General features: G+C 68.0%; 20 protein-coding genes. 13 read left to right on the forward strand and 7 right to left on the reverse strand.

Going from position 1 to position 16,500, the window contains the following annotated elements; translation table 11 throughout:
* Positions 1 to 116 precede the first annotated feature (116 nt).
* Positions 117 to 563 (forward strand): type II 3-dehydroquinate dehydratase, encoded by a 447-nt coding sequence (gene aroQ, locus ACFXK0_RS25985; RefSeq protein ID WP_379413466.1) that lies wholly within the window; start codon positions 117 to 119, stop codon positions 561 to 563.
* Here the strand turns inward: aroQ and ACFXK0_RS25990 are convergent.
* Positions 560 to 1,006, reverse strand: a complete 447-nt coding sequence (locus ACFXK0_RS25990; RefSeq protein ID WP_379413514.1) for a nitroreductase family deazaflavin-dependent oxidoreductase — start codon at positions 1,004 to 1,006, stop codon at positions 560 to 562. The two genes, aroQ and ACFXK0_RS25990, sit on opposite strands and share 4 nt — an antisense overlap.
* Positions 1,007 to 1,187: 181 nt before the next feature.
* Between ACFXK0_RS25990 and ACFXK0_RS25995 the strand changes: the two genes are divergently transcribed.
* From ACFXK0_RS25995 to ACFXK0_RS26005, 3 genes are read left to right on the forward strand one after another with little or no spacing between them, the layout of a single operon-like run.
* Positions 1,188 to 2,117 (forward strand): ABC transporter ATP-binding protein, encoded by a 930-nt coding sequence (locus ACFXK0_RS25995; protein ID WP_379413467.1) that lies wholly within the window; start codon positions 1,188 to 1,190, stop codon positions 2,115 to 2,117.
* Entirely contained in the window at positions 2,114 to 2,950 is an 837-nt protein-coding gene (locus tag ACFXK0_RS26000; RefSeq protein WP_379413468.1) for an ABC transporter permease, read from the forward strand. The genes ACFXK0_RS25995 and ACFXK0_RS26000 overlap by 4 nt, the downstream gene beginning before the upstream one ends.
* Positions 2,940 to 3,176 carry a helix-turn-helix transcriptional regulator gene (locus ACFXK0_RS26005; protein ID WP_379413469.1) on the forward strand — a complete coding sequence of 79 codons (237 nt, stop codon included), beginning with the start codon at positions 2,940 to 2,942 and terminating at the stop codon, positions 3,174 to 3,176. The genes ACFXK0_RS26000 and ACFXK0_RS26005 overlap by 11 nt, the downstream gene beginning before the upstream one ends.
* A 49-nt stretch (positions 3,177 to 3,225) precedes the next feature.
* Here ACFXK0_RS26005 and ACFXK0_RS26010 read toward each other — a convergent pair whose 3' ends face one another.
* The gene (locus ACFXK0_RS26010) at positions 3,226 to 4,104 is read right to left on the reverse strand and encodes an NAD(P)-dependent oxidoreductase (protein WP_379413470.1); all 879 of its coding nucleotides are present in this window, start codon (positions 4,102 to 4,104) and stop codon (positions 3,226 to 3,228) included.
* A 144-nt stretch (positions 4,105 to 4,248) separates the two neighbouring features.
* Here ACFXK0_RS26010 and ACFXK0_RS26015 point away from each other — a divergent pair, with 144 nt between their 5' ends.
* Positions 4,249 to 4,584: a winged helix-turn-helix transcriptional regulator gene (locus ACFXK0_RS26015; RefSeq protein ID WP_379413471.1), complete on the forward strand. Its 336-nt coding sequence runs from the start codon at positions 4,249 to 4,251 to the stop codon at positions 4,582 to 4,584.
* Here the strand turns inward: ACFXK0_RS26015 and ACFXK0_RS26020 are convergent, their stop codons facing one another.
* Complete coding sequence (locus tag ACFXK0_RS26020) at positions 4,585 to 5,718, reverse strand: glycerate kinase (RefSeq protein ID WP_379413472.1); 1,134 nt, start codon at positions 5,716 to 5,718, stop codon at positions 4,585 to 4,587. It abuts the gene before it with no gap.
* 82 nt (positions 5,719 to 5,800) lie between these two features.
* On the opposite strand from ACFXK0_RS26020, the gene ACFXK0_RS26025 reads away from it, so the two are divergent.
* On the forward strand, positions 5,801 to 6,112 hold the full coding sequence (locus tag ACFXK0_RS26025; protein WP_379413473.1) for a GNAT family N-acetyltransferase: 312 nt from the start codon (positions 5,801 to 5,803) through the stop codon (positions 6,110 to 6,112).
* Here the strand turns inward: ACFXK0_RS26025 and ACFXK0_RS26030 are convergent.
* Positions 6,106 to 6,867 (reverse strand): lysophospholipid acyltransferase family protein, encoded by a 762-nt coding sequence (locus tag ACFXK0_RS26030; protein WP_379413474.1) that lies wholly within the window; start codon positions 6,865 to 6,867, stop codon positions 6,106 to 6,108. The two genes, ACFXK0_RS26025 and ACFXK0_RS26030, sit on opposite strands and share 7 nt — an antisense overlap.
* A gap of 108 nt (positions 6,868 to 6,975) precedes the next feature.
* Between ACFXK0_RS26030 and ACFXK0_RS26035 the strand changes: the two genes are divergently transcribed.
* The 3 genes from ACFXK0_RS26035 to ACFXK0_RS26045 all read left to right on the forward strand — a co-directional run bounded on the left by ACFXK0_RS26035 (position 6,976) and on the right by ACFXK0_RS26045 (position 8,878).
* Positions 6,976 to 7,614, forward strand: a complete 639-nt coding sequence (locus ACFXK0_RS26035; RefSeq protein WP_379413475.1) for a YqgE/AlgH family protein — start codon at positions 6,976 to 6,978, stop codon at positions 7,612 to 7,614.
* A 65-nt stretch (positions 7,615 to 7,679) separates the two neighbouring features.
* A complete protein-coding gene (locus tag ACFXK0_RS26040; RefSeq protein WP_379413476.1) occupies positions 7,680 to 8,189 on the forward strand; it encodes a sigma-70 family RNA polymerase sigma factor in 510 nt (169 codons plus the stop codon).
* Positions 8,186 to 8,878: an anti-sigma factor family protein gene (locus tag ACFXK0_RS26045; RefSeq protein ID WP_379413477.1), complete on the forward strand. Its 693-nt coding sequence runs from the start codon at positions 8,186 to 8,188 to the stop codon at positions 8,876 to 8,878. The genes ACFXK0_RS26040 and ACFXK0_RS26045 overlap by 4 nt, the downstream gene beginning before the upstream one ends.
* 52 nt (positions 8,879 to 8,930) lie before the next feature.
* Here ACFXK0_RS26045 and ACFXK0_RS26050 read toward each other — a convergent pair whose 3' ends face one another.
* The 3 genes from ACFXK0_RS26050 to ACFXK0_RS26060 all read right to left on the reverse strand — a co-directional run bounded on the left by ACFXK0_RS26050 (position 8,931) and on the right by ACFXK0_RS26060 (position 11,311).
* A complete protein-coding gene (locus ACFXK0_RS26050; protein WP_379413478.1) occupies positions 8,931 to 9,713 on the reverse strand; it encodes an ABC transporter permease in 783 nt (260 codons plus the stop codon).
* Positions 9,710 to 10,669, reverse strand: a complete 960-nt coding sequence (locus ACFXK0_RS26055; protein ID WP_379413479.1) for an ATP-binding cassette domain-containing protein — start codon at positions 10,667 to 10,669, stop codon at positions 9,710 to 9,712. Before ACFXK0_RS26055 ends, ACFXK0_RS26050 begins: the two co-directional genes overlap by 4 nt.
* A gap of 114 nt (positions 10,670 to 10,783) precedes the next feature.
* Positions 10,784 to 11,311 carry an EXLDI protein gene (locus ACFXK0_RS26060; RefSeq protein ID WP_379413480.1) on the reverse strand — a complete coding sequence of 176 codons (528 nt, stop codon included), beginning with the start codon at positions 11,309 to 11,311 and terminating at the stop codon, positions 10,784 to 10,786.
* 138 nt (positions 11,312 to 11,449) lie between these two features.
* On the opposite strand from ACFXK0_RS26060, the gene ACFXK0_RS26065 reads away from it, so the two are divergent.
* Genes ACFXK0_RS26065 through ACFXK0_RS26080 form a run of 4 tightly spaced genes read left to right on the forward strand, consistent with a single transcriptional unit; the run spans position 11,450 to position 15,961 of the window.
* Positions 11,450 to 13,264 carry a thiamine pyrophosphate-binding protein gene (locus ACFXK0_RS26065; RefSeq protein WP_379413481.1) on the forward strand — a complete coding sequence of 605 codons (1,815 nt, stop codon included), beginning with the start codon at positions 11,450 to 11,452 and terminating at the stop codon, positions 13,262 to 13,264.
* Positions 13,261 to 13,920 carry an SRPBCC family protein gene (locus ACFXK0_RS26070; RefSeq protein WP_379413482.1) on the forward strand — a complete coding sequence of 220 codons (660 nt, stop codon included), beginning with the start codon at positions 13,261 to 13,263 and terminating at the stop codon, positions 13,918 to 13,920. Before ACFXK0_RS26065 ends, ACFXK0_RS26070 begins: the two co-directional genes overlap by 4 nt.
* 2 nt (positions 13,921 to 13,922) lie before the next feature.
* Positions 13,923 to 14,936 (forward strand): 3-oxoacyl-ACP synthase III family protein, encoded by a 1,014-nt coding sequence (locus ACFXK0_RS26075; protein WP_379413515.1) that lies wholly within the window; start codon positions 13,923 to 13,925, stop codon positions 14,934 to 14,936.
* A complete protein-coding gene (locus ACFXK0_RS26080; RefSeq protein WP_379413483.1) occupies positions 14,933 to 15,961 on the forward strand; it encodes a pyridoxal phosphate-dependent aminotransferase in 1,029 nt (342 codons plus the stop codon). The genes ACFXK0_RS26075 and ACFXK0_RS26080 overlap by 4 nt, the downstream gene beginning before the upstream one ends.
* Positions 15,962 to 16,500: the final 539 nt, after the last annotated feature.

Genomic DNA, 16,500 nt, shown 5'->3' on the forward strand with positions numbered 1-16,500 from the left:
CACCTCGATTCTGGACTGACCAGAGGGTGCGACGAAGGAGTGCCCGGCGGGAGGGAAGAATTGAGGCTCAGGGGCCGAGAATCCGCGGCACCAGCCGCCAGAGATACAGTTCCTGCATGGAAAGTGTGCAGGCCACCGGTCCGATCCTGGTGCTCAACGGACCGAACCTGAACATGCTCGGCACCCGGCAGCCGGAGGTGTACGGCGCCGACACCCTCGACGATGTGCTCGCCCTGTGCGAGCGCACCGCGGCCCGTTTCGGTCGCGAGATCGTCGCGTTCCAGTCCAATCACGAAGGCGCGCTGATCGACCGGATCCACGAGGCGCGTGGCGCGGTGTCGGCGATCGTGATCAATCCCGGTGGGCTGACCCATACTTCGGTGGCCTTGCGCGATGCGCTGGTGATCCCCGAGGTGCCGATCGTCGAGGTGCACATCAGCAATGTGCATGCACGCGAGGAGTTCCGGCACCACTCCTACATCTCCCCCATCGCGACCGCCGTCGTCGCGGGCATGGGCATCCAGGGCTACGCGGCGGCCATCGAGTTTCTGGGTAATCGTTAGGCCAGCCGGAAGACCGGGAAACCCGGTGCGATAGCGGCCAATTCGGCGTCGGTGCTGTTCTTGTCCACGCCTTCGAAGAAGCGGCCGACTTCCCAGCCCCACTTCTCCAGGTAGAGCCGCAGCAGCGGGATCTTGTCGGTGTCGGCGATCTCGGTGGCGGTGAAGGGCGCGACCTTACGGCCCAGGCGCAGTTCGCCATCGCCCGCGGCGCGCAGGTTGCGCACCCATTGAGTGTGCCCGCGCGGGGCCACGAGGTAGCGCTCACCGTCGGCGGCGGTCATCACATTGACCAGGGTGGTGCGCCATTCGCCGCTCTTGCGGCCACGCACGGCGAGCAACCGGGATCCGGCGACGCTGATGCCGAGGCGGGGCAGCCAGTTGAGGACCTTGTTCATGATCGGGTCGAAACCGGTGGGGACGAGGTAGCGGGTGGCGTTGTCCATGCTGATCACTCCTGAACTGTGAGCACTGCTCTCTGTTGAGTACAAGCATGCGCCTGCCCCGACCATCTGTCAAGAGCAGTGCTCTCGGTTTCCTATTTGCCCGTTTCGGGCCAAAGTATTGCCGCGATGAAATGTAGTACGTATGCTACATCTCATCGAAGGTCGATGACTGGGAGGAATCATGGCTTCGAGTAACGACGTCGTTCTCGACGTCCAGCAATTGCAGATGCGCTACGGCGACACCGACGTGCTGCACGAGGTGACATTTCAGGCCGGGCGCGGGGAGGTGCTCGTCATGCTCGGGCCCAACGGCGCGGGCAAAACCACCACGATCGAGATCCTCGAGGGGTTCCGCAGGAGGTCGGCCGGTCGGGTCGACGTGCTGGGGGCCGATCCTGAACACGGTGACGAACAGTGGCGCGCACGCATCGGCGTGGTACTGCAATCCTGGCGCGACCACGCCAAATGGCGGGTGCGCGAACTACTCGCGCACCTCGGGTCGTACTACACGCCGTACTCGACCCACCGCACCGCGCGGCCCTGGGACATCGACCAGCTCATCGAACTCGTCGGGCTGACCGAACAGGCCGACGCCAAGATCGCCACCCTCTCCGGCGGCCAGCGCCGCAAGCTGGACGTGGCGATCGGCATCGTCGGCAAGCCCGACCTGCTGTTCATGGACGAGCCGACCGCCGGTTTCGACCCGGCCGCCCGGCGCGACTTCCACGACCTGGTGCACCGGCTGGCCGATCTGGAAGACACCACCGTGCTGCTCACCACCCACGACCTGGACGAGGCCGAGAAGCTCGCCGACCGGATCCTCATCCTGGCCGGCGGGCGCGTGATCGCCGACGGCTCCCCCGACGAACTGTCGCGGTCCATCGCCGGTGAGGCGCAGGTCAGCTGGACTGTCGAGGACCAGCGGTTCGTGCACACGACCACCGAGTCGACCAAGTTCGTACACGAGCTGTTCAAGCAGCACGGCGAGGCGATCGGCGATCTCGAGGTCCGCCGCGCCTCGCTCGAGGACGCCTATATGACCCTGGTCCGGCGCGCGGAATCCGGCGAGGACACCGCGCCCGTCCACTCGCTCGCGGAGGTCACCCGATGAACGCTGTCCGTGCCGGTTTCCGCCGTGGCCTGATCGAACTGCGCCAGGCCTACACCAACGCACCCGATCTGATCGGGCAATTCGTCACTCCCGCGATCACGCTGGGCGTGCTGTTCCTGCTGCGCGACCGCATGTACAACGACGGCGAACTCTCGATCGCCGAGCTGGCCGTGCCGGGACTGCTCGGCAGCATCATCGCGTTCAACGGCATGTACGCCCTGCTCAACGTGCTGGTGCTCGACCGGGAGGACGGCACCCTGCTGCGGGCCAAGGCGGTCCCCAAGGGCATGGTCGGCTACTTCACCGGCAAGATCGTGGCCACCTCGGGAACGGTGGTGGCGCAGGTCGTTATCGTGCTCGTTGTGGGCATGCTGATCATCGGAGGTTCGTCGCTGAGCGGACTCGGCGCGGTGGCGACCTTCGTGTGGGTGGTGGCGCTGGGCATGCTGGCGGTGCTGCCGTTCGGGGCGATCCTGGGTAGCGTGCTCGACACCCGCACCGCCTTCCTGCTGACCATGCCGCTGATGGGTTTGATCGCCATCTCCGGCATCTTCTACCCGATCACCGCGCTGCCCGGCTGGTTGCAGGTCGTCGGCCAGGCCTTCCCGATGTACTGGCTCGGCCTGGGTATGCGCTCGGCGCTGCTGCCCGCCGACGCGGTGGTCATCGAGATCGACCAGTCCTGGCGGCATCTGGAAACCGTTGCGGTACTCGGGGTCTGGGCGGTGGTCGGCCTGCTGATCGCGCCGGTCGTGCTGCGGCGGATGGCCGGTCGGGAATCCGGTGCCGCGATGGCCGAACGAAGGGAAAAGGCGATGCAGCGTGCCTTCTGAGGTCATCTACAACCGCATCGCGATGCTGCGCGCCGAGCGCGGCATCTCGCGGCGCGATCTCGCCGAGGCGCTGGGCGTGCACTACCAGACCATCGGCTACCTCGAGCGGGGCGAATACAGTCCCAGCCTGCATCTCGCGCTGCGGATCGCGGCCTATTTCGAGGTGGCGGTGGAGGTGGTGTTCTCCACCGACCCGTTCCCGCGATTGGGCGCCGAGAGCGCGTGAGCGGCGAACCGTCCGGCATCGACTGGTGCCGGACGGTTTCGCGCGTGGATCACACAGCGCCCCTGAGCAATTCGTAGGTCGATACCGGCTTGCCCGCCGTCTCGCTGGCGGCGACGGCCTTGCGCCAGTAGGACTGGGCCAGGTGCGAGAGTGCGGCGTCGACGCCGACCTCCTCGCTGGCGTCGATGATGTGCTGCGCGCCCGCGTCCATCATCTTCAGACTCGCCACGTCGGCCCAGCCGCCCTGCTGGTTGGCCACGGCGAACTCCTGCATGAAGTACGGGAAGGCTTCGTTGGACCGCACCGCGAACGGGACGAACCGGCCGATGTCGTGGCCTGCGCGGGCGATCATCGCGGTGGCCTGGTCGAAGGCGAGCAGCCACGGATGGAAGATCGTCAGCAGGGCCTGGTAGTAGATCTGCGCGAGGCCGTCGTCGGTGCCGAGGTATTCCTGCGGGCTGAGCGGGCGCAGTAGTTCGGCGTGCGCGTCGAAGACCGTTCGCGGACCGCTGTAGAAGATGTAGGACGCGGGATGCTCGATATTGTCGCCCGCCGACATCACCCCGCCGGAAAGGAACTGCGCACCGCGCTCGCGGACCCAGGCCGCCCCGGCGCGTGCCTGCTCCGGCGAATCCGAGGACAGGTTGACGATCACCTTGTCCGCCAGCGCGTCCGGCGCCTGCCCGAGCACGTCGTACATGGCGGCGTAGTGCGTCAGGCTCAACACCGACACCTGGTTGGCGGCCAGCGCCTCGGCAACGGTCGCGGCGCGGCGGGCGCCCAGCTCGACCATGGCGTCGACCTTGGCGGTGCTGCGATTCCACACCGTCACCTCGACACCGGCCGCGAGGAAGGCGCGCACCATGGCCTGGCCCATCGGGCCGAGACCGAGGACGGATACGGAACGGGGAGGGTTCTGCTCGGACATCTACTGCCCCTTCGATTCTCGATACTGGATGGTTCGGCGCCGGAATCCATGGTGGTCGGCGCCGGTATCGTCGGGAAGACCGAACCTCGGCGTGTGGTTGCTTACCTCGAGGTCCGAAATACCGTCGGGAGAGGTGCGGGCGAGATGAATAGTGACGCAGATCACGGCACATGCGGCATGAGCCTGGCCATCGAGGTGATCGGTGGCAAGTGGAAGATGCATCTGATGTGGGTGCTGGGTGACGGGCCGCGGCGGTTCGGGGAGATCCGGCGGCTGCTCGCGGGGGTGAGCGAGAAGGTGCTCACCGAGAACCTGCGTCAGCTGGAGGCCGCCGGTGTGGTGCATCGCGAGATCTACGCCGAGATCCCACCGCGCGTCGAGTACTCGCTGACCGCGCTCGGCGAGACATTGCGGGTGGCGCTGAGCCCGCTGGAGGTCTGGGGTGAGGCGAACCGCGCCGAACTCACCGCCGCCTCGTGACTACAGGTACTCGACCGCGATGCGCTCGCCGATGCGCTCGAGCAGCGGGACCGCCTCGGCCATCGAACGAGCGGGATCGGACTCCAGATCGCTGAGCGGGTAGCAGCGCCGGAAACCCGCCGCGCGAATCTCGCCGGGCGACAACAGCGTTCGTCCCACCGCCGCGACCGCAGGCACCCCGGCCGCCTTGGCCGCCGCGGCGACCCCGACCGGCGCCTTGCCGTGCATACTCTGATGATCCAGCGACCCCTCACCGGTGACGACCAGCGCCGCACCGTCCACCAGCTCGTTGAACGCCAGCAGCTCGAGCACCACATCGATACCGCTGCGCACCTCGGCACCGAGCACCGCGAGCGCGCCGAAACCGGTACCGCCGGCCGCGCCCGCACCACCGATCTCGGCATAGCCGGTACCCAGTACGGCGGCCCAATTCGTCAGCGCCACTTCCAGTTCCAGCATCTGGTCGGGACTCGCGCCCTTCTGCGGCGCATACACCGCGACGGCACCGGCCGGCCCGAGCAGCGGATTGTCGACATCGCAGGCCAGGGTGAACCGCGCCAGCGCGATCGCCGGGTGCAGCCCCGCCCGATCCACCGTGACCACCTCGGCCAGTAAGGCCGACACATTGGCACCCGTGGACCGCGTGCCCAATTCGCGATCAGCGCCGTCGAGCAGGCGCAGTCCGAGCGCCCGCAGGAACCCGGCGCCGCCATCGGTGGAGGCACTGCCGCCCAGCCCGAGCACGATCGACCGCGCCCCGTGATCGAGCGCGTGCGCGACCACCACACCCAGCCCGAAGGTGTCGGCGCCGAGCGGATCCAGCCGGCCACCGGGCAGTTTCCCCAGCCCCACCGCGGCGGCCAGCTCGACGACCGCGGTCTCGCCGTTCCTGGCGTAGACCGCCGTCGACGGCTCACCGGTGGGCCCGGGCGCGTCCACCGGGACCGCCTGCCAGCCCGCGGCCACGAACGCCTCGACCATGCCGTCGCCGCCGTCGGCGACCGGCACCTGGCGCACATCCGCGAGCGGGCTGCGTCTGCGGATCCCGGTCGCCAGCGCCTCGGCGACCTCGGCGGCGGTGAGAGAACCCTTGAACTTGTCCGGAGCGAGCACCACACGCGGTCCGTTCGTCATCTGGCCATTCTCCGGTCTGCGCCCCGAACCCGCCACAGACAGTCCCCGGCGTCGGGGGCACCCGCCGGGGTAGCGTTCATTCATGGCGACCGAGGTCCGCGACAACACCGCACTCGAGCGGTTCGAACTCACCGCCGACGGGCAACCCGCCGGCTATATCGAGTACCAGGACACCGGGGCCGAGCGTGCCCTCGTGCATACCGAGATCTATCCCCGATTCGAGGGCCGTGGCCTGGCAAACACACTGGTCCAGGCAACCCTCGACGCCAGCAGGGCCGAGGGGTTCAGTGTGCTGCCACTGTGCGCGGTGGTGTCGCATTTCGTCAAAACCCACCCCGAATACATCTCGCTGGTGCCGCAGCGGGCGCGGGAACTGTTCGGTCTGCCTCAGTAGTGCGCGATCGCGCCGTCGACGGCGTGCTGCAGCTCCTCCTTGACGAAGCGGGCGATATCGGCGGGTTTCTGCGGTAGTTCGGCGACCGGGGCGCGGAAGTAGACCCCCGCCGCGCGCACCTCGTCGCCGCTGGGCTCGATTGCCGGGTCGGGTCGTGGCCCGTAGCTCATGCCGAGGGCGACCAGGGCGGGCGGCGCGCCGAGTTTGGCCGCGCGGAAGGCGATGTGGCCGATACCGCTGCCGACGGCCTGCACCGTCGCCGGGTCGACATCGTTGCAGGTGCCCTCGGGAAAGATCGCCAGGTGATCGCCGGCGGCCAGGCGCTGGGCCGACACGTCCATCATGCGCTGACCAGCGGCGTTGACCGCACGGATGCCGTGGTCCTTGCCGCGGAACACCGGGATCCCGCCCATCATGTCGACCTTGCGGCGCTGGTCGGGGTCGAGGAACAGTTCGTCCTTGGCCAGCACCCGCACGTGGCCGATCTTGCGGCGCAGCGGTGAGCGCCACGCGGTGGCGGCGACGGTGTACGGGTCGCTGGTGGAGAGGTGGTTGATCGCGTAGACGACCGGACGTCCGCTGCGGATCAGGGCCTTCAGCTGTGTCTTGGCACCCTCGGCGAAGAACACACGCGGGCGGTAGCGGCGGGCGAGTACCGCATAGGAGGCCAGCGCCTGCCACCGATTCTGCTGATGTCGCAGGTAGTAGTCGTAGACGGCGTCATCGTTCTCGAGCAGGACCTCGGGCAGGTGCATGCCGCGACCCTACCGGGCGTCGTCCCGGCCGCCCCTGACCCGAAAATTTCCCGAACCGAGGCAGTCCGTGGGAAGCGCGACCCACCCGTGCAATGCGATGATGACTCGGTGGCACGCGGAGACGACCCGGACGAACGCCGGACTCGCGACGGGCGCGGTGACGACCGGCGACCCGGGCAGCCCGCGGCGGGTGTGCGTGCGGGCAATCTGCTGGTGTCGGCGATCGACCTGGTCGAGCCGACTTTCCGGCGCACCGTCGTGTACGTGATCGAGCACAACGACGCGGGCAGTCTCGGCGTGGTGATCAACCGCCCGAGCGAGACACCGGTGGCCGATGTGCTGCCCGGCTGGGCCGAGCTGGCGGCGGCGCCCTCGGACCTCTACATCGGCGGTCCGGTGAAACGCGACGCGGCGTTGTGCCTGGGCACGCTGCACGCGGGCGTCGACATCAGCGAGGTGCGCGGGCTGCGCCGGGTGGACGGGCGGGTGGTGCTGGTCGACCTGGACGCCGATCCGGCCGAGATCGGCCCGCTGGTCGAGGGCATCCGGATCTTCGCAGGCTACGCGGGCTGGTCGATGGGCCAGCTCGACGGCGAACTCGACAACGACGACTGGGTGGTGGTCTCGGCCCTACCGACCGACCCGCTGGCCACCGACCAGCACGATCTGTGGGCGAGCGTGCTGCGCCGCCAGCCGCTGCCGCTGGCCCTGCTGGCAACCCACCCGATTGAACTCGAACGCAACTGATCCCGTTACTCCTTCGACAGAGCAGGAGTGACCCCATGAACATCGAGCAGTGACCGGGACCGCGAATGACCGACGGTCGCGACGAACTGATGCGCGCGCTCTACGCCGAGCACGCGCCCGCACTGTGGCGTTTCACCCTCGGCCTGGTGCGCGATCCCGGCCGGGCCGAGGACATCGTGCAGGAGACCCTGCTGCGGGCCTGGCAGCGGCCCGCCGTGCTCGAACAGACCGAGACCTCCCCGCGCGCCTGGTTGTTCACCGTGGCCCGTAACCTCGCCGTCGACGAACATCGCAGCGCCCGCCATCGCCGCGAGTTCGGCACCGACCACCCGCCCGAGCAGGTGAGCCCCGATCAATCGGACCGGGCGCTGGACGGCTGGCTGGTCGCCGACGCGCTGAGCACGCTCAGCGCCGATCATCGCGAGGTGATCGTGCGCGCGTACTACCGCGGCCTCGGCATGCAGCAGATCGCCGACGAACTGGGCATTCCGCCCGGCACCGTGAAGTCGCGGCTGCACTACGGCATGCGCGCGATGCGCCTGGCACTACAGGAGATGGGGGTGACGAACCGATGACCGACCTCGCCGACGAATACGGCACCTGGGATGCCGCGTATGTTCTCGGTTCGCTCGGTGCCGCCGAACGCCACGAATACGAGGCCCACCTGCACGATTGCGCGCACTGTCGGCAGGCCGTCGCCGAGCTGGCCGGGATGCCGGGCATGCTGGCCATGGTCGACCGGGAGACCGCCCTGTCGATGATCTCCGCCGAGCCGCCGGTCCAGGTGCCCGACCTGATTCCGTCGCTGGCCGCGGCCGCCGAACGCAAACGTCAGCGGCGGCGGTGGCTGGGGATCGGCAGCGCGGTGGCCGCCGCGGCGGCCGCGGTGGCGATCGCGGTACCGGTGACGATGACGGTCGCGCGTTCGGACCCGTCCACCGCGCAGGTGGTGGCCGCCCAGCAGCTCCAGGCCGTCGAGCAGACCCCGGTCAGCGCCGGGGTGAAACTGCTGCGCGACGGCGACCGCACCCGCCTGGTGATGACCTGCCGCTACGCCCCCAGCACCTACGGTTCGGGCTACACCTGGACCTATGGCCTGGTCGTCACCGCGGGTGACCAGCGGATCGAACTCGACCAGTGGCCGGCGGGCCCCGGCACCGAAATCACTCTCGAGCGCACCATCGACGCGGCGCCGGAATCGATCAGCAAGGTCGAGATCACCTCGGTGGATTCGGGCCGCACGGTCCTGGTCGCCGAGGTCTAGACGCACGACAGTCCGGCCGCCCTGATCGGGTGGCCGGACTGTGTGTGGTGGGTCAGTCGGCTTGCTTGCGGAAGGTGGACTTCGCCCACAGGTAGCCGCCACCGGCGATCACGGCGCACCAGGCCAGCGAGACCCAGCCGTTGATACCGATCTCGGTACCCATCAGCAGCCCGCGCAGGGTTTCGGTGATGGGGGTGAAGGGCTGATACTCGGCGAACTGGCGCAGGCCGACCGGCATGGTGTCGGTGGCGACCAGGCCGCTGCCCAGGAACGGCATCATGATGATCGGAAACGGTGCGTTACTGGCACTTTCGGGATTGGGCGAGACCAGGCCGATGGCGATGGCCAGCCAGGTGAACGCGAAGGTCACCAGCGTGAGCAGCCCGAAGGCGGCGACCCATTCGAGGGGATTCGCGTTCGGCCGGAAGCCGATCAGCAAGGCGACGCCGGTCATCACGGCCATTCCGCCCAGTGCCTGGATGAGCGCGCCGAGCAGGTGCCCGGTGAGCATCGAGGACTGCGAGATCGCCATCACCCGAAAGCGATTCACGATGCCCTTGCTCGCATCGGTGGCGATCGAGACGGCCACCGACACAGTCATGTACGCGGGCTGCAGCAACAACATGCCCGGCGCGAGGTAGTCGATGTACTCGCCGCCGGACGACTTCTCCAGCGCGCCACCGAAGACGTAGTTGAACACCAGCAGCAGCACGGTCGGCATGAGCAGGATGCTGAACACCATGCTCGGGTAGCGCTTGGCGTGGATGATGTTGCGCCGCAACATGGTCATGGTGTCGGCGAAGGCGTAGTTCTTCGTCATGGTGTGGGTGCTCATGCCAGGGACTCCTGCTCGATGGTGGCGCGGCCGGTGAGGGTGAGGAAGACATCGTCGAGATTGGGGGTGTGCACGGAAATGCCGCCCGCTTCGATGTTTTCGGCATCGAGCAGGTCGAGTACCGCGCGCAGTGAGCGGACGCCGCCGTCGCTGGGGACGGCGAGGGTGAGGCCGTCGCTGCCGTCGAGTACACGCGCCGACGAGCCGATGGCGTAGCGCGCGGCGGCCAGCGCACGCTGATCGGCGAAGTCGATGCGGATGTGCCCGCCCGGTACCAGCCGCTTGAGTTCGGCGGCGGTGCCTTCGGCGACGATGCGGCCGTGGTCGAGCACCGCGATCCGGTCGGCCAGCTGGTCGGCTTCCTCGAGGTACTGGGTGGTGAGGAAGACGGTGACGCCGAGATCGTCGACCAGGGTCCGGATGATGTCCCAGATGGCGCGGCGGCTGCGCGGGTCCAGGCCGGTGGTCGGCTCGTCGAGGAAGATCACCCGGGGGTCGCCGACCAGGGTCATGGCCAGGTCGAGCCGGCGGGTCATGCCGCCGGAGTAGGTGCTGACCGGTTTGTCGGCCGCCTCGACCAGGTCGAAACGTTCCAGCAGCTCGGCGGCCAGCCTGCGGGTCTCGCGGCGGGGCAGATGGTTCAGATCGCCCATCATCTGGAGGTTCTCGCGGCCGGTCAGCAGCTCGTCGACGGCGGCGAACTGGCCGGTGACGCCGATCAGCTCGCGCACACCGTCCTTGTCGGCCACCACATCGCGGCCGCCCACCGCGATCTCACCGCCGTCGCTGCTGATCAGCGTGGTGAGGATCTGCACGGTGGTGGTCTTGCCCGCGCCGTTGGGGCCGAGCAGGGAGAAGATCGTGCCCTCGGCGACGGTGAGGTCGATGCCGTCGAGGACCGTGTGCTCGCCGTAGGCCTTGCGCAGGCCGCGTGCGGAGATGGCCGAGTTGACCATGGTCGTCCCTTTCCAGAGAATTGCATTAATTGGTGCGAATATCTGCATGAGTTATCCACACAGCCCCCGGGGGGCTGCGGTGCTGGTGTGAGTATGTGGTTGTCGTCGCCGGAGCTAGATGTCGAGCTCCTCGATCTGCGGGTTCTCGACGATGTCGGCGACCTTGCGGTAGAGCTTGTCGGGAATACGGCCCTTCAGCGCCGTGACATCGTCGAAGATCTCGTATTCGTAGTCGCCCCAATCCCAGGGCCGGTCACCGATGCCGAAGAAGCGGCGCCAATACTTCCAGTCCTTCATGTCACCGGCCGCCTGGCCGGTCGGGTAGTCGGTCCACAGCGCGGTGTGGGTGTGCAGCAGGATCTTGCCCTTGCGGCTGCGGTAGACGTGCAGGTCGAGGGCGCGATGGTCGTCCATGTCCTGCCAGTCGCCCAGGAGCGCGCCCTGGAAGCGCACCTGCCTGGCACCGTCGCGGCCTACCTGCAGGACGATCTCCTCGAAGCCCGCCTCGCGACCTTCCTCCAGGTGGATGAGCCGGCGCAAGGCCGTGACCACCGTGCTGGAGAGATTGCCGCCGACGAGTTCCTGCGCCCGCTGGAACAGGGGCAGATCGTCGTCGGCTACATAGATCGTCTTGTTGGGCATGAACTCACTATACGTAGATGTATACGTACACACAAGGGTGAAGTTTCGGCCACCCTGTGAACCCCCGAAGCGGGCGCTCCGTAATCCAGGAGAAGGCGGCCCACCGGCCGCCCGAGAGTCGCCGCGTGAGGAGTGCCGATGCCGGACCGAGTGGTGGACTACCTGGTACGCACGCTGGCCGACCGGGGAATCACCCAGATCTTCGGCGTCGACGGCGCCAATATCGAAGACCTCTACGACGCGATCTTCGAAGCAGGCGGGCGCCCGGCCGGCATCGTCGCCAAACACGAGTTCTCGGCGGCCACCATGGCCGACGGCTACGCCCGCAGCACCGGCGGCCTCGGCGTCGTCGCCGCGACCTCCGGCGGTGGGGCGATGAACCTGATCGCCGGGCTGGCTGAGGCGTATGCCTCGCGGGTGCCGGTGCTGGCACTGGTCGGACAGGCGCCGACGGGCCTGGAAGGACTTGGGGCATTTCAGGATTCGAGTGGGCTGGCCGATTCCCTGGATGCGCTGGCATTGTTCGCGGCGGTGAGCCGGTACTGCGTGAAGGTCACCGATCCGGCCGAGCTACCCGGTCAGCTCGGTGCCGCGCTGGCGGCGGCCGAAGCCGGTGGGCCTGCGGTGCTGTTGCTCCCGAAAGATGTTCAGCAGCAACCGATGCCAGTTCACGGGGAGGTCAACGGCCACAGCGCCACCCGCCCGCCGACGACCGGCAAAGTCGATGCCACGCACCTGACCGCCCCGTCGCACGACAGCACCATCGGCTCACTCACGGCCGACCGAACTGGTGCCGGTCACCAGGCCGTCGCTGCTCATGACCGCAACGTCCGTCCAGCCGCAATCGACGGGCCCATCATCGCGGTGCGAGTAATCGCCGAACAGCTCAGTGCCGCGCGATATATCGGCAAGGTGGTGATCATCGCCGGTGACCAGGTCGCCCGCGACAATGCCCGTGCCGAGCTGGCTGCGCTCGTCACCGCGCTGGATGCCGCGATCGGTCTGGCTCCCGACGCCAAAGACGTCTACGCCGACACCGCTCCCGGCTATTGCGGGGTTGCGGGCAGCATGGGTCATCCCGAACTGCTCGACGCCCTGAGTTCGGCGAGTGTCTGTCTGCTGATCGGCACCCGGCTCCCCGTGCCCACCCGCGCCGGGCTCGACGCGGCCCTCGCCGAGCTACCGCTGCTCAGCATCGGCGTGCTACCGCCCTATCTGCCCGCCACCCACCTGACCAGCACCGATATCGCCGTGACCAGCACCGAACTGCTGACCCACCTCGACCACGCGACCACCTCGACCGCCGGATCAGCGGCACTCACCCCCTTACCGGTCCCCACCGCCGACGGTCCCGGCTTGCGCTACCGCACGGTCGTCGAGTCGATCCAGGCGGCGCTGCCCGCCGGCGCCGACGTCTTCGCCGACGCGGGCAATACCGGGGCCGCGGTGGTGCACCACCTGCGCGTGCCAGCGGGCGGGCGGTTCGTGGTCGCGCTGGGGATGGGCGGGATGGGGTACGCGTTCGGCGCGGGGATCGGTTCGGCCTTCGCGCGCAGGGCCGGACCACACCGCACCGTCGTGATCGCCGGCGACGGCGCGTTCTTCATGCACGGCCTGGAGATCCACACCGCCATCGAGCACGCGCTGCCGATCACCTTCGTGGTGTTCAACAACAACGCACACGCCATGTGCGTCACCCGCGAGCAGCTCTACTACCGAGATCGCTACAGCTTCAACCGTTTTCAGCCCGCCCACCTGGGCGCGGGCTTGTCCGCCATGTTCCCCGCACTGGAATCCCGCACCGTCGACGACCCCGCCGACCTCACCGAAGCGCTACGGCACAGCTTCGCCGCCACCGGCCCCAGCTTCCTCGAAATCCTTTGCGACCCGGACGAAATCCCGCCGTTCCAGCCGTTCCTGTCGACCATCGAAGCCTCCAGGAGTACCCCGTGACCACCAGCGCCCTGCCCGCACTCAGCGACATCCCCGAGGAGGTGGTGCCCGGCGTGCTGCGGATCGAGAACTCCGACCGGGAGGCGACCACGCCGATCATCATGGACATGCTGCGCTCGGTGTATCCACACGACCAGATCTACGGCGACTACTGCCCGGTGCAGGCCTATATCGCCGCCCCGCCGCGCGAGGTCTTCGAGTATCTGGCCGACACCCGCTCGCTCGAGGAATGGACCTACAGCCTGCGCGGCTTCACCGAGACCGCCGAACCGGGACTGTGGCTGTGTCACGACCGGCTCGGCGACACCACCAAGTGCTACACCCGCACCGTCGCCCACGCCGACGCCATGACCGTCGACTATCACTGCGCCTGGGACCAGTCCGAACACCTGTGGATGATCTACCTGATGCGGGTGGTCGACGCGCAGGTGGTGTTCGACAAGCCCGGTTCGGTGGTGCTGTGGGTGAACTGCAGACACCCCTTCTACGACGAGAACGGCTATCCGGAGACCGCGCCACCCCAGCGTCCGGTGTGGGTCGGCGACTTCTGGGAAATGTTCTCCGCCGGGCACCAGCTGGAGATGGACAACCTCAAAGCCATCTGCGAATACCGCGCCGCCCACGGGCTGCCGATCAAGCCGGAGTGGATGCAGTGAATATGCCGCAGGTGAGTCTGGTCGACGTCGCGAGCTATCTGCCCGGCGACCCGGTCCCGACCGACTACTTCACCCAGTACTCGCGCTCGGCGCGGATGGCCGCGAACGTGATGTTCCGGTCGCCGACCGGACGCCACCACATCGGCCGCGACGACACCGCCGTCGACCTGGCCGAACACGCCTTCGCCGCGCTGCGCGAGCGCCACGGCGACGGGCTGGCCGCCGAACTCGACATCGTCATCACCCACACCCAGCTGCCCGACAACCCGGTCATGGGCGCGGGCCCCGAGCTGGCCCGGCGCATCGGCGCGCACCCCACCCACGTGCTCGACGTGCACAATGGCGGCTGCGCGGCCTTCATCCACATGATGTCGCTGGCCCGGATGATGATGGCCACCAGCGACGCGAAGACCGCGCTGATCGTGGCCACCCAGAATTGCGCTGGACCGGTGTTCACCCAGCCCGACATCCGCAAGCTGGCCCAGGCGCCGGTGCCGGGCGACGGTTGCGGAATCGGCCTGCTGCGCAAGGACGATTCGGCGCCGATCCTGGATATCGAATGCCGCACCTATCCCGAATTCGCCGGTGACATGGACTTCTCCACCAACGGTCCGCGCAAGTACTGGGAGCCGGGCGAGGGTCAGGGGTGTGTGAGTTTCACCGAATCGAAGATCACCAAGGTGTTCGCGCGCGGCAACCGGCTGGTGCCCGAGGTGGCGCTGGCGGTGTGCGAGCACATCGGGGTGAAGGGCCGCGATATCGACACCTTCGTCACCAATCAGCCGAACCGGTTGTTCCTGCGCAACTGGCACGACGCGCTGGAACTGCCCGCCGAACGCCATCCCGACACCTTCGATCAGTGTGGAAACCTGTTCGCCGCGGGCATTCCCGTGACCCTCGATGTGGAGAACCGGGCTGGCCGGTTGCGCAACGGGTCGGTGGTGCTGATGTCGGCGTTCGCGCACGCGGGCGATTTCGCCGGCGCGGCGGCGGTGCGCTGGGGTGCGGCGCGATGACGATCCTCGCCGAACCCACCATCCCGTCTCGGCGGTTCAGCACCGGCCGCACGGGCGTCGTCGGATTCGATCTCGGTCTCAGCGAGAACCCTTTCCCGCCACTGCCTTCCGTGCTCGCGGCGGTACAGGACACACTCACCCAGGCCAACCGGTATCCGGAGTTCCTGCCCGAACAGCTGCCGCGGATTATCGCCGAGCATCTCGGAGTGGAGCCGGCGGAGGTGGTGGTCGGCGCGGGTGCGACCGGGGTGGCGATGCAGGTGATGCGGACCCTCGGTAGTGGCGAACTGGTCAGTGGCACACCGACATTCGACGGGTATCCGGTGATGGCGGAGATGGCCGGGATGACGCTGGTCCCGGTGCCGCTGGACGCGGCGGGCGAGCAGGACCTGGTCGCCATGCGCCGGGCGGTGAACCGGCGCACGAAACTGGTCGTGCTGTGCCGCCCGCACAACCCGACCGGTACGGTATTGCCCACCGCCGCGGTCCGTTCGTTCCTGGCCGCCCTCGGGCGCCGGGTGCCGATCCTGCTCGACGAGGCCTACGTCGAATTCCTCGCTCCCGCCGACCGCCTCGACATACATGATCTACTCCGCAAACACCCGAATCTGCTGATCCTGCGCACCTTTTCGAAGGCGTATGGGCTGGCCGGACTGCGGATCGGCTACTGCCTCGGGCGTGGGACGCTGATCGAACGGGTCCGCGCCCAGCAGCTCCCCTTCGGCGTACCGGCCACCGCCGTCGCGGCGGTACGCGCGGCCTACGCCGCCGACGCGGAACTCCGCGCGCGAGTCGACCGGATCAACCGGGAGCGCGAGCTCCTACGGCAGTCCCTGCACACCATCGGCATCGACACACCACGCAGTCACGCCAACTTCCTCTACCTGCCCGGCCCCGGGGTCGCCACGGCGCTGCGCCGGGCCGATATCCGGGCGAAGGCCTATCCCGACGGCAGTGCCCGGGTGACCGTCGGCGATCCCGCCGCGGGTCGCGCTGTACTCGCCGCGCTCACCGGACTGCGCTGAACCCCCTGGTCCTCGCCCGATCAACGCGATATCGCCAAATCGTCATCCAGGGCGTCACCAGCGACGACTACGTCTACGGCATGGCGGGCGGATACGCAAGCAGCTACCTGCATCGGCCGATTCCGCCGTGCACCGATCACCGGCGCCGGCTACCTCGGCACCCGCTGACCGGTCGGCAGCGGCTGTTCAGCAGCTGCTGCCGCCACCGCAGCTGCTGGAACTGCTCGACCCGGAATCGCAGCTGCCCGACGAACCGCTGTCGCTGCTGCTACTACTACTGCTGCTACTGCTGCTCGACCAGCTGGTCCCCGCGGCCCAGCCGCTGTCGGAATTACTCCCGCCACCCGCTGGCGACCGACGACGGGGACGGGCCTTCGGTGTCGGCTTCTTCCGGTCGGACAGCAGGATCACCACCACCGGCGTGACGATGAAAACAATGCCGAACACGATCACGACCACACTGCCGATTTCCACGACCCCTCCTTCGTTCGTCGATCATTCAGCCACGAAAGTAATTGCGTCCCCTTGCAATCCGCTTT

The organism is Nocardia sp. NPDC059177 (assembly GCF_042755165.1).
Classification (GTDB): domain Bacteria; phylum Actinomycetota; class Actinomycetes; order Mycobacteriales; family Mycobacteriaceae; genus Nocardia.